Here is a 12,569-nt window from a genome sequence, read left to right as displayed (position 1 = left end):
CTTTACTCCTTATCCGGCAGACCATTCGCCTGTCCCGTCTTCTTCAAGTAAGCTCGCCATGTAATGCACCATTCAGCCGGTTCATCCAGCGATTCCTCGATATTCCGATGTACCGTGCTGTGATGTGGTGCTGACTTGACGATCTCCGGTACGCTGCGAGCTTCTTCTGCAATATGGGCTAACGCTTGAATATATTCATCCAAGTCATCCTTAGAGTATGATTCCGTTGGTTCCAAGGTGAATGGCTGCGGTACAATATAAGGATGATGACTCGTCCAGTAATGTAAGCCGAAATCACACATTCTGCGCTGAATGTCTTCGGTCGTTACTCCTGTCTCACGCGTCAGCTGCTCCCAGCTATAGCGTACCTGCTCAAGCCGTCCCCCTTTGACATATGGAGCGCTTGCGCCAGAAATCTGTAATATTTTATGGTACAAATAGTTATTGTTCAATACCGCAATTTCCGCAACATCCCGCAGTCCTCTTGCCCCCAAGCTGCGAATCCAAGCATACGCCCGAACAATCGTCTGCGCAACGCCATGGAAGCTTCTGACCTTGCCAATGCTCAGCTCTTGATTCGAGCGAAGCACGAATTGATCGCCAACACGTTCAACAATTGGGCCGGGCAAAAATGGCTTTAGCTGCTCAGTAACGCCCAGAGCGCCTGCCGCAGGGCCGCCGCACATATGAGGCGCCGCGAAAGTCTTGTGCAGATTGAAGAAGCACATATCAAATCCCGCTTCCTTCGCACGAGCGATGCCAAGAAGGCCGTTCGCGTTAGCTTGGTCGTAATAGCAAATGCCTCCTGCCGCATGTACAATGTCCGTGAACTCTTTAATGCGTGAATTAAAGATCCCTGTATCTTCAGGATTCGCTACCACGAAGCCTGCTGTTCGATTCGATACCGCCTGCTTGAGCTTCTCAATATCCGGGAATCCATCCTCGTCTGGATGCAGGGTAATGATCTTATATCCCTTCACCGCTGCGGTTGCTGCTTGAGAAGGATGAGAGAAGATCGTTGTAATAATCTCATCACGCTGCTCGCCTTCTCCATTCGCCTCATGATACGCACGTACGATGGAGGCCATTGCGAACAATGCTTGTGTTCCGCTTCCAGGCTGGAAGGAGAAGGAGTCCATGCCCGAAATCTCACGCATTGCCTCATCCAGTCGATAGGTGATTTCCAGCATGCCCTGTACCGTGCTTACATCCTGCAACGGATGCAGCTCCGTCAGCTGTGGATTGCGAACGAGCAGTTCATTAACGCGCGGAATATATTTCATCGTGCAGGTTCCCTGACCGATTTCTACATTTAGATCACTGCCGAGTGTCTCCTGCGACAAGCGCAAGTAATGGCGAAGCACCTTGGCCTGACCGATCTCAGGCAGCTGCGGCGCTTTGGCTCGCTGCATCGAGGCTGGAATGCTTGATACGACATCACCTACAGCTTCGACAAGCTCCTGCTCCGCTTCTGGAACGAGAACGCCTCGCTCTCCTTCTCGATGCAGTTCAAATATTACCGGTTCATCCCATTTCGCTTGATGAAATTGTCTGACTGTACGATCCTTCCGAACGATTTGTTGCATCGCTTGTCACACCCCCTCTGCCATATTCACTGTCTCCGAACTCCCTGCTGCAGCTACTCCTGCAAGCGAACCATTTTCCTGCTCAGCATCCGCACTCAGCACAGCTCGAAGCTCTTCCACCAGATGATCGATCTGTTCCTTCGACATGACCTCAGTGACACAGAACAACGCGCTCTGTCCAAGTTCAGGGAACGTACTGGACAAATCCAGACCGCCAAAGATGTTCTTGGTAAGCAAGTATTCATTGATCTCACTCACCGTCCGGCCTGTTGCGGTAAAGTCAATGACGAACTCCTTGAAGAAGGAATTTTCATAACGCAGATTTACGCCAGGCAATGCGTTCAATGCATTCGCTGCATAGCGGGATTTCTGCATAATCGTCTCGCCAACTTCGCGCATGCCATGTGGGCCAAGCAAGGCCAAATATACGCCTGCCGTAATCCCCCATAGTGCCGTCTGTGTGCCTACAGACTCCTTGCCCTGCTCGCGCTGTGCGAAGGAGGTACGTTCATAGGCAACGTCACCGAAGCCATACTCGCCTTCTACAACGGTCGGCACGATGCCGAACAGGCGGGATGGGTATTCCATGACGAACCGCTCATCATCATGAGTTGCGATAAATCCTGACTGGCCACCTCCGTAGTTCATACGAATACCGAGCGGCTGCAAATCGCCACATACGATATCTGCGCCATAGCCGCTTGGCGGTGTCAGAACCCCAAGTGATATCGGATCAACGCCTACTAAGCTGATAGCCCCATATTCATGAGCTAAGCGGCTAATTTCCTCGCCTTGCTGCTCAATAATACCGAAATAATTCGGGTTTTCTATATAGACAGCTGCTGTCTGATCAGACAGCTTGCTCTTTAGATCGTTCAAATCCAGAAGCCCGCTATCCGACTCGGCTTGAACTGTGATGACGCGGATTTGTGGATGCAAATAATTTTCAATAATCATGCGCTTATCAGGGCAGAGAATCTCCGGCACGAGCACCTCTGTACGCCCTGTCATTCTGGCAGCCATTCGCATTGCGGTCGAAGCAGCCTGCGGCCAGTCGAATGTCGGTACGTTGACGACATCCATATCAACCAGTTCAGCGACAAGACTCTGGTATTCGAACAAGGCCTGGAATCGTCCATGATCCTCGTAAGGCTCTCCCGCGTAGGCTGTTACGAATTCCGATCGTTGATTGATCTCATCGCATACAGCAGGCACGAAATGCTGCCAGCAGCCTCCACCCAAGAAACTCGTTGCCTGCGAAGTACTCACATTCGCCGCAAGCAGTCGTTCAATATGACGCTTCAGCTCATACTCATTCAATGCTGGCGGCATCTCCATCTTTGACTGCATCCGCAAATGCTCCGGAATATCCCGATACAGCTCGTCGATATTTGCAATGCCGATCTCCTGCATCATCTGAGCTTTGACTTCCGGAACCGTGTTCGGAATATAAGGGTGCACATTCGATTGACGTTCCTTCATGACCTACGTTCTCTCCCTTCATAATTCGGATCAAGTGTTACGCCAGTCCTCCGCCATCCACAACCAATACACTGCCGCTAACCCACTGGGACAGATCACTAGCCAAGAACAGCACAGCATTCGCAATATCCTGCGGTGTACCAATGCGCTCCAAAGGTCTTCCTACCGCGGAGGAAGCAAGGAATGCTCCTTCTTCAACAGCCAGCTGAACCGCCTCTTCACGCAGCAGCGGCGTATCTGTATCGCCCGGACATACGCAGTTGACACGAATATTGTCCTTGCCAAAGTCAATCGCCATCGCCTTGGTCAAGTTCACAACCCCTGCCTTCGCAGCACAATACGCCGCAGCTTGGTCGCCGCCCTTCAAGCCCCATCCGGAACCTGTATTAATAATGCTCCCGCCTCCTCCAGCAGCAATTACCGGAATCGCGTATTTAGACAGCAGGTATGCCCCCTTCAGGGACACGTCTATGACCAAATCCCAATCCTGTTCCTCCAGCTCAACGACCGTCTTGCGGCGAATGACGCCTGCATTATTAAACAGAATATCAATGCCTCCATACCATTCCTGCGTCATGCGAACTGCACGCTCACAGTCTTCGGCCTTCGTTACATTGCAGGACGCAAACTGTGCTTCTCCGCCAGCATTCCGAATCTCTTCGACTGTCTCCTGCCCTTGCTTTTCCCCAATATCAGCGATAACTACATTCGCTCCGAAGCGCGCCAAGCATTGTGCCGTAGCACGTCCGATACCGGATGCTCCTCCTGTAATGATCGCTGTCTTGCCTTTCAGGCCAAATACATCTATCTGCTGCGTCATTCATAATCCCTCCGTTATCTGCGTTATGTGCTCAAGTTGTTAGCCCTTCATGCCTGTTGTTGCAATTCCCGTTACGATATAACGCTGTGCTGCGAAGAAAATCGCAAGCGGTGGCAAGCAAATCATGCTTGTTACGGCCATGATCGCATCCATCTTCACCTCATACATCCCTTTGAACTGCGACAAGCCCAGCGTCAGCGTGTACTTGCTCTGATCGTTCAAGAAAATGAGCGGACCCAAATAGTCGTTCCATGTGCCGAGGAAGTTGAACACCGCAACCAGAATCAATGCTGGAGCCATGAGCGGCACAATGAGACGTATGAACGATTGCAGCGGATTAGCGCCATCGATACGGGCTGCTTCCTCTAGTTCCGGCGGAATCGTCATAATGAACTGACGAAGCAGGAAAATATAGAATGCTGAGCCGAAGAAAGAAGGAACAATCAACGGCTTCAACGTATTGATCCAACCAAGTGCGTTAAACTCCATATACAGCGGAATCATCGTCACTTCCCAAGGAATCATCATGGATGCTAGCAAAATAATGAATAATACTTTGCTGCCCTTGAACCGGAATCTGGCGAATCCATAAGCAACCAGTGCTGAGGATACAACCTGACCAATAAGTGACATAACCGATACAATCAATGAATTTTGTAAAAACACGTCAAACGGCTGTGAATTCCATGCTTTTGCAAAGTTGCCGAAATTCAAGGTACTCGGAATCCATTGCGGTGGGAACAAGAACAATTCTTCGGGCGACTTCAATGATGTTGAGAGCATCCAATAGAAGGGCGCCAAGAACAACACGGTAAAAAAGATGAGCAGTGCGTAAGTTATTATTTTTTTCATCAGAATCTCCCCCTCCTCAGCCTTTGCCGCCCTTCATTTCACCTTCGTAATACACCCATGCCGACGAAGAGCGGAACACGAGCATCGTCAGAACAAGCACAATCGCGAACATGAACCATGCATTCGCAGAAGCGTAGCCCATCTTGGAATATTTGAAGGCATTTTCGTACATATACATCGCATAGAAATACGTGGAATTGAGCGGGCCTCCACCCGTCAACACCAATGCGAGCGTCAATTGTTGGAACGCAGAAATAATCGTTGTAATCAAGTTAAATAAGATGGTCGGACTAAGCATAGGCAGCGTAATCCGGAAAAATTGCGATACCGTCCCTGCACCATCAATGGCGGAAGCCTCATACAGCTCACGAGGGATGTTCTTAAGCCCCGCCAAGAAAATGAGCATCATGGAACCCTGTCCCCACAGGCTGGCGAACACCATCGCTACGAGAGACCATTTCGGGTCGTTCAGCCAGTTCGGCCCTTCTACTCCAATCAGCGATAAGGCATAGTTCAAAATTCCATATTCTCCGTCGTACACCCACGACCAAATCATCGCCAGCGCGACACCGGAAATAACGGAAGGTACATAGAACGCTGTACGGAAAAATCCACTGCCCCGCACGTTGCGGTTCAGCAGTATCGCAAGTCCAAGCGCAATTAGAATGTTAACGGGCACAAATATAATGGCGAACTTCACCGTAACCGTCAATGATGTCCAGAATAACGGATCATCCGTGAACATGTTAATAAAGTTATCCAAGCCGACAAACGTCTTCTCCCCAACAATTGGCCAATCAAAGAAGCTGATAATGAAAGAAAAAATGAGTGGACCGAGGGTGAATGCGAGAAAGCCGATTATCCATGGCATGATGAATAAGTAAGGCACGGCAGAATGCATGCGAAGCGAAAACGATCGTTTTTTTCTCATTTCCATAGGGGCTTCGTTCCTTTCTTTGTTGTTCGTGATCATAGGTTGCAGTGCAACAGGCGCTGCCGTACGATAATGTTGAGACTGGATGATCGGCTCTTTCTATAGCACAGCTCGAATTGATGGGCACATCGTAGGTATCATTGTAGATGAGATGTAAGCGTTTTTACACGGAAGGCTGTTTCTCATTGGGGGGGACTTTGTTTGAACATCCTCTCGCTCATCCAGGTATGGGGGTGTATTTGTTCGCCAAGTGACGTCTTTTTGTTCGATTGCAAGAAGATTGGTATGAGGAAGATCAATTCACTCATGTTTCACTATCAACAAGATCACACTTGATCACTTGCGGGAAACGTGCGGGAAGTGCATCATTTAGCTATGTTGAGATAGGGGGTGTAGGTTGTACAATGGAAATTCGATATGAATCGGAACTTCCCACACCAGAGGAGATATATGAGTTGTATGAATATCTTCAATGGAACACTTATTTGGGGCTGTCACAAGAAAAGCTGTTAAAGGCGATGCAGCAAAGCTACTGCGCTATTTACGCCTATCATGAGGATCAGTTGATCGGCACGGGAAGAATTATTTCAGATGGGATAATAAATGCGTACTTGTGTGGGCTGGGCGTTCATCCAGACTATCGAGGCCAAGGGATTGGAACTGCAATCAGTCGGTTGCTAATGGAGCAGTGCAGCAATCATAACCTGCATCTTCAGTTTTTCTGTGAAGAAGAACTCGTTCCATACTATAAAAGATTAGGCTTTACCGTATTTGCCGTAGGGATGAAGCCTGCGAATAAGAGATAATGCGCAGTGGGTGCTTCGTTCGGAGAGCCCTCTACAAAAAAACATGACTGAGGCAGCCAGTGAGCCAAGGCCTCAGTCATGTTCCATACTTCTGATATCGTCGATCTTATTAGAGCATTTCAGCACATACCACCGAGGCTAATCGGCGCTATTGTTCGGTTCATGCTCACGCTCGCTTCCATCCGGCTGATCCTCTGTATCAAGGAGTCCATCAGGTGTAAGCTGAGCACTATCTGATCGCAAGGCATCCAGAATCGTTTGAGCAAGTTTCTCTCCGATCCCTGCCTCGCGCAATTGTTCGATCGAAGCCTCGCGAATCTTCTTCAATGATCCGAAATGCTTCAACAGATGCTTGCGCCGCTTCTCGCCTATACCTGGAATTGAATCGAGCGCTGACGCGACCATAGACTTCGCACGCCGCTCCCGATGGAACGAGATTGCGAAGCGGTGAACTTCCTCCTGAATGCGCTGCAGCATATAGAATTCTTGGCTGTCTCGTCCAAGTGCCACAATTTCAGGCGGATCACCCGCCATCAATTGCGCTGTCTTATGCTTATTGTCCTTCACCAGACCGCACACTGGTATCGTCAATCCAAGCTCGTTCTCCAGCACATCAAGTGCAGCGGACATCTGGCCTTTCCCTCCGTCCACAATAATCAGATCAGGCATGTCGAGCTGTTCTTTCAAGACCCGCTCATACCGTCTGCGGATGACCTCGCGCATCGTTTCATAATCATCCGGCCCTTGCACTGTGCGTACCTTGTACTTCCGGTATTCTTTCTTCGCGGGCTTGCCGTCGATAAAGACCACCATAGCCGATACCGGGTCTGAGCCTTGAATATTCGAGTTGTCAAAAGCCTCAATACGGCGGGCATTGTCGATGCTAAGCGCTGCTCCGAGTCGTTCAGCAGCACGCAACGTACGATCCTCATTGCGTTCCTGCATCTTGAACTTCTCATCGAGCGCAACACGCGCATTTTCCATCGCCATCGAAATCATCTGCTTCTTCAGCCCGCGCTTCGGAATGTGCACTTTGACGTTCAGCCACTGCTGAAGCTCCTCAGCACCCGCTATACTGCCATCAGAGCCGCTATCCGCTTCCTCATCGATAGACTCCGCCTGCATAGGTTCATGCTCATCCTGAATTGCAGCATCTTGCGCGTTCTCACCGGCATCAGGGTCTAAGCTGCCCGAGTCCTTCTCTCCTCCATCTTCCTCGCGAGAGAATAGTCCAAGGCGATCCGAATCAGGGAGCAGTATTTCCTTCGGCAGCGCAGGGTTCTCACTATAATATTGGGTAATGAACGACATAAAGTCTGCATAAGGTTCCCCATAGAATGGGAATTTGGTTGCATGCCGTTCGATCATTTTGCCTTGTCGAACATATAGAATTTGAACGCACATCCAGCCTTTATCTACGGCAAAGCCAAATACGTCGCGGTCAAGCTGATCAGACGTATTAATGTTCTGCTTTTCCATAATGGCACGAATCGCTATCAACTGATCCCGATATTCCTTAGCACGCTCGAATTGCATCTCTTCAGCAGCTTCTTCCATCTTCCGCTGCAGTTCCTTTTTAATCTCCTCATGTCCACCGCTTAAGAACTTCGCGATCTCCTGCACCATCTCTTCATACTGTGCCTCTGTTACCTCGTATACACAAGGCGCAAGGCATTGTCCAATATGGTGGTACAAGCACACTCGATCCGGCAATGTATTGCATTTGCGAAGCGGATATAAGCGATCAAGCAGCTTCTTCGTCTGCGTTGCAGCGAAGGAGTTCGGGTATGGGCCGAAATACTTCGCTTTGTCCTTCAGCACACGACGTGTAACCTCAAGCCGTGGATGGCGCTCATTCGTAATTTTAATATATGGGAACGTCTTATCATCCTTGAGCAGCACATTATATCTAGGATGATGCTGCTTAATTAGATTACATTCCAAAATGAGGGCTTCCATGTTACTGGAAGTGACGATATATTCAAAGTCGCGAATTTCCGAGACCAGCCGCTGCGTCTTGCCGTCATGACTGCCATTGAAATAAGAACGCACTCGGTTCTTCAACACTTTGGCCTTACCAACATAAATAATGGTTCCCTCATGGTTCTTCATAAGATAGCATCCTGGCGAATCAGGAAGCAAAGCCAGCTTATTGCGGATTCGTTCCAATGCCTGTTCCCGTTCTGCAAGTTCCTCTGGCGACAGCTCCTGCTGCTCGTCCGTTGAATAACGTTCGTTCCAACGCTCCTTCCAGCGAACTGCCCGCCAATTGGATTGGTTGTTGTCTATTTCGCTCATCGTCCTCCCCCTTTCTTCTATAATACGAATATATGATCCTATTGTATACGAGCGGAGACATAAGAAAAAGCCCTCCCACAACGGGAAGGGCTGGCAATCTATAGCTTGTGCTTCGACACATCAAGCTCATTCAAGCTGTTCCGCAACAGAACAGACCTTCTATAGGTTGTCCTCTGTGGACAAACTCGATTATTGATGCTTGCTGATCAAGTTCTTCAATGCATCCTTGGAGTTCAAGCCTACAACCTTATCAACAGGTTGGCCGTCCTTGAACACGATGATTGTAGGGATGCTCATTACGCCAAAGCGAGATGCGGATTCAGGATTCTCATCCACGTTCACTTTTGCAACAGTCGCTTGACCGTTTACTTCGCTTTCCAATTCATCAAGAATAGGAGCAAGCATTTTACAAGGGCCGCACCATGGCGCCCAAAAATCGACCAATACAACGCCTTGCTGACCTTCAACTTCAGTCTTGAACGTTTGGTCGGATACGTTAACGATAGCCATATTTGGTTCCTCCTTTATGTGAGAAGCTTACAATTTGAGTCAACATGTAAAGTATACCACAGTTCAAGGTTTTATGTGAAATGTGCACCTCATTTTTGCATCCAATTTGTCACATCCTAAGAGAGCGCTGTCTTTACAGTAACGACGCAGTTCGGTATACTAAAAACGATAAGAAATTGGGTGAAAATACCTGTCGCTGCCATGACATACGTCATTGCAACAGACATGTAAGATAGGAGGCCCCTTGATGGAAGCGAGAGCAATTGATCCGCGTGAGCATGTGAACGAGGAACCGCGCAACGATTTCTCCGATCTGATGTTCGGGTTCGGTGCAATGGCCGGATTTATGACGGTTGTCTTCTTCGGCATGGTTATCGTGAAGTTCATCATCTCCTAACCCTGGCTACGGTGCGTTCCCTTCATGGAACGCACCACAGTGGTATCCACAGCTCGTGAAATAAGCCCGGCTCGCACTAGATGCGGCCGGGCTTTATTGTAATTTGTATGGAGCCACTGAAACAAGGCTCGTATACAACATTCATTGGATATTCAACTTTACTTACCACGCTTGTTCCGACCTTGTACGTGCACCTCTTTGACAAATGGAGCAATCCGATTCATCAGTCGCTCGGCCTTATGGACATCCTCACCTTCACGAGTGAAGCTAAAGTGCTTCTGCAAGGCTTCCATATCATAATTCGACGTATAGAACGTAGGCTTGCGGTTCATCCGATAATTCAAGATCGAGCCAAGCACATGATCCCGAACCCATGGCGTTATATTCTCAGCACCAATATCATCGAACACGAGCAGATCGGTTTCCTTCATCATCTCAATGGTCTCACGCAGCCTTTGCGGCTCCTGGAACATCGACTTGAGCTCTTCCACGAACTCAGGCATATACACGATAACCCCCGTATAGTTGGCACGGGCAAGCTCATACAATACATAGCTCATCAAGAAGGTCTTGCCGGTTCCGAACGATCCTACGAGATACAGTCCCTCTGGCATTAAGCCTTCACTCTTCGTCTTCTCAATATATTCAATGATGCTCAAAACAGCAGGCGTCCGTTCAATATCATTCTCTAGTATTTCGGATGCCGAATACCCCCGCTTCAATGCAGTCTCGTCCACATAGAAGGAGCGTACTCGATTATGAATCGCCTGCTGGCGTTCACTTGCCAGCAGCTTCTTGCAGGGCACCTTCCGATCATAGATAAAATTGTGCCCATTCAAGTTGTCAGCGCTCAACATCGTGTAATGGCCATGGAAGTCATTTGGGCATTGATCCAAGCCCGGACAATGGGAACAATGGCCATATTCCGTTACATACTGATACAGCTTGTTCATATTGATGCGAAGGTCGCGTTCCGTCAGCTCTGGATACTTGGAGCGAAATTGCATGACCTGCGGATCAGTAAGCAGCTTTTCAATTTTTTGTTCCGCTTGAGCTCTGCGGGCATTAACCGGCAATTGCTTCAATATATCTCCGATTGATTCCATACTTCGCACCTCCATTCTGATTTAGCTCAATTATACGCGCCCTTCATCCAAACGTCGCGCTAACTCACGTGCGCGCTCCAGCTCCTCAGGCGACAATCCTGATCCAGCTCCCGCTCCACTAGGCTGCACGACCGGAATCGAAGGCTTGGCGGCTTTGTTATTATAACGGTTGCGCGAACGAGGCTGTCTGCTTGCATCTGCACGAGAGGCTTGTGTTCGGCCTGCTCCATTCACCTGCGTCTGCTCACGCGTATACGTAACTGCTTGTTCATACGTACGAATCTGCTTGACCAGCATATTGGACACAATCGCCTCAACGAAGTTCCGGTTCAATCTGTGCTCCGATCCGCTTACCAGCATCGTCATCAAATAATGAATAAGAACATTGATAACCTCATCAGGCATCTTATAATTCAAGTCCATCTTGGTAAACATATCAAGGAATGAGTCCGGAACAGCACCCGGGAAGAACTTCTCAAGCAGCTGCGTATACGGTGTATTGCGAAGCAGCATATTGTATTGATGAATATCGCATTTATCACGGAATTGCGGCGGCACTTCTACATAGAATTCCATTTGCACCGCGACTTCCTCTTCATGCTCTTCCTTCACTTGCTCCTTCTGCTCAATCCGATGCTGCACTCGCTCGCGATGTTCGCTTCTTCGCTTGTTCTGACGGAAGTGAAGGTGGGCTCGGTGCTGAAGCTCCTCCAGTGCAACTACCCCATCCTGCGAGAAGACACCGTCTTCATCCAGCAAGCGGCACAGCTCCTGCAGAGTCAGCTCGAACTTGCGGACAACGTAATTAATAGTGCCCATACTTTCTTTATTGTATCGAAGTTGTTCTACGAACTTCCGATTAAAGGATTGCTTCGGGAACCGCATAATAATATCTGCATAATTGATATCAACGGATTCTGGATCGGAATCTGAAATTATCGTTCTGCTCGGGGCTACTTCTTGAAGCGCCTGTTCCAGCTCGAAATCAATGACATGCGTATTTAATCGGAACAGTTCATAGAAAGGAACAGATATGTTCTCCCGCTGCATATTGGAGGCGACTCCTTCATAGGGATCATCCGTCGTAAACTGCTGGCGCAAGGATAGCACCGCATATTTGCCGACCTTATCCCGCAAGAGAAGCGTCAAATGCTGTGTCTCAAAAAATTCCTTCGGAGACAGCGGACACTGCATCTCATACTCATACATACAATCGTCCATATCAGGCAGCATCACTCTTGACGTGTTCAACAAACCCACAGCTTCAAGCTTGGAGGCTTGCTCTATAAAATACGTACGCCCCTTCTCACTTGGCTCCAATCCAAGAAGCAGGAACAACCGGCGCTGCGCATCTATTGCTGAATACCCCGTCTTGTCCGATGCTACATGCTGGCAGAGAAGCTGATACATGCCGATCGCAAATGCCCCCACCATTGGCTGATACACATGGGACAGCATCTTCTGATCCAACTCGCTTAAGCTAAATTCCCGGTAAGTCACATAACGATGATGTTCTGTAAAATGGTGCATATTCGACATCCGCATCGTCGTATCTTTCTCTCCTTCCGCTCTTATCAGTCCACCTATTGTAACATAAATGGGGTCTGCCCGTCCGACAAAATCGTGGTAAAAAAGACACGCAATACCGATCGAAAACAGCATCAAAAAAAGCGCAGAGAGCAAGTTATATGCTCATCTGCGCAGGTCGAAATATGAATATATTCTATTCATGATTCATGATTGTCTGCTCAAACAAAATCACGTTAAAAGGCGATCGA

At 48.7% G+C, this 12,569-nt stretch carries 11 protein-coding genes; 2 read left to right on the top strand and 9 right to left on the bottom strand.

Features of this window, described 5'->3' with window-relative positions:
• Positions 1–2: 2 nt before the first annotated feature.
• From gcvPB to M3661_RS17760, 5 genes are read right to left on the bottom strand one after another with little or no spacing between them, the layout of a single operon-like run.
• On the bottom strand, positions 3–1,586 hold the full coding sequence (gcvPB, locus tag M3661_RS17780; protein ID WP_251487100.1) for an aminomethyl-transferring glycine dehydrogenase subunit GcvPB: 1,584 nt from the start codon (positions 1,584–1,586) through the stop codon (positions 3–5).
• 6 nt (positions 1,587–1,592) lie between these two features.
• Positions 1,593–3,068, bottom strand: a complete 1,476-nt coding sequence (gcvPA, locus tag M3661_RS17775) for an aminomethyl-transferring glycine dehydrogenase subunit GcvPA (protein WP_251487097.1) — start codon at positions 3,066–3,068, stop codon at positions 1,593–1,595.
• 37 nt (positions 3,069–3,105) lie between these two features.
• Entirely contained in the window at positions 3,106–3,888 is a 783-nt protein-coding gene (locus M3661_RS17770; protein ID WP_251487094.1) for an SDR family NAD(P)-dependent oxidoreductase, read from the bottom strand.
• Between the two features lie 39 nt (positions 3,889–3,927).
• Positions 3,928–4,740: a carbohydrate ABC transporter permease gene (locus M3661_RS17765; RefSeq protein ID WP_021252651.1), complete on the bottom strand. Its 813-nt coding sequence runs from the start codon at positions 4,738–4,740 to the stop codon at positions 3,928–3,930.
• Between the two features lie 16 nt (positions 4,741–4,756).
• A complete protein-coding gene (locus M3661_RS17760; RefSeq protein ID WP_065291550.1) occupies positions 4,757–5,677 on the bottom strand; it encodes a carbohydrate ABC transporter permease in 921 nt (306 codons plus the stop codon).
• A gap of 401 nt (positions 5,678–6,078) precedes the next feature.
• Here M3661_RS17760 and M3661_RS17755 point away from each other — a divergent pair, with 401 nt between their 5' ends.
• The gene (locus M3661_RS17755; protein WP_251487091.1) at positions 6,079–6,480 is read left to right on the top strand and encodes a GNAT family N-acetyltransferase; all 402 of its coding nucleotides are present in this window, start codon (positions 6,079–6,081) and stop codon (positions 6,478–6,480) included.
• A gap of 138 nt (positions 6,481–6,618) precedes the next feature.
• Here the strand turns inward: M3661_RS17755 and uvrC are convergent, their stop codons facing one another.
• Both uvrC and trxA read right to left on the bottom strand, forming a co-directional pair.
• Positions 6,619–8,778, bottom strand: coding sequence for an excinuclease ABC subunit UvrC (uvrC, locus tag M3661_RS17750; protein WP_285853081.1), 2,160 nt, complete (start codon positions 8,776–8,778; stop codon positions 6,619–6,621).
• Between the two features lie 189 nt (positions 8,779–8,967).
• Entirely contained in the window at positions 8,968–9,288 is a 321-nt protein-coding gene (gene trxA, locus M3661_RS17745; RefSeq protein ID WP_005551049.1) for a thioredoxin, read from the bottom strand.
• Between the two features lie 247 nt (positions 9,289–9,535).
• Between trxA and M3661_RS17740 the strand changes: the two genes are divergently transcribed.
• Positions 9,536–9,685, top strand: a complete 150-nt coding sequence (locus M3661_RS17740; RefSeq protein ID WP_005551050.1) for a hypothetical protein — start codon at positions 9,536–9,538, stop codon at positions 9,683–9,685.
• A gap of 158 nt (positions 9,686–9,843) precedes the next feature.
• On the opposite strand, the gene dnaI is transcribed toward M3661_RS17740, so the two are convergent.
• Together dnaI and M3661_RS17730 are read right to left on the bottom strand one after the other, a co-directional pair.
• Complete coding sequence (gene dnaI, locus M3661_RS17735) at positions 9,844–10,791, bottom strand: primosomal protein DnaI (RefSeq protein ID WP_251487088.1); 948 nt, start codon at positions 10,789–10,791, stop codon at positions 9,844–9,846.
• A gap of 30 nt (positions 10,792–10,821) precedes the next feature.
• Positions 10,822–12,336 (bottom strand): DnaD domain protein, encoded by a 1,515-nt coding sequence (locus tag M3661_RS17730; RefSeq protein ID WP_251487085.1) that lies wholly within the window; start codon positions 12,334–12,336, stop codon positions 10,822–10,824.
• Between the last annotated feature and the right edge of the window lie 233 nt (positions 12,337–12,569).

The organism is Paenibacillus sp. MER 180 (assembly GCF_023713665.1).
In the GTDB taxonomy this organism is placed as follows: domain Bacteria; phylum Bacillota; class Bacilli; order Paenibacillales; family Paenibacillaceae; genus Paenibacillus_B; species Paenibacillus_B suaedae.
Note: the sequence above shows the minus strand (reverse complement) of the source record. Positions and strands in the feature narration are given on the sequence as shown.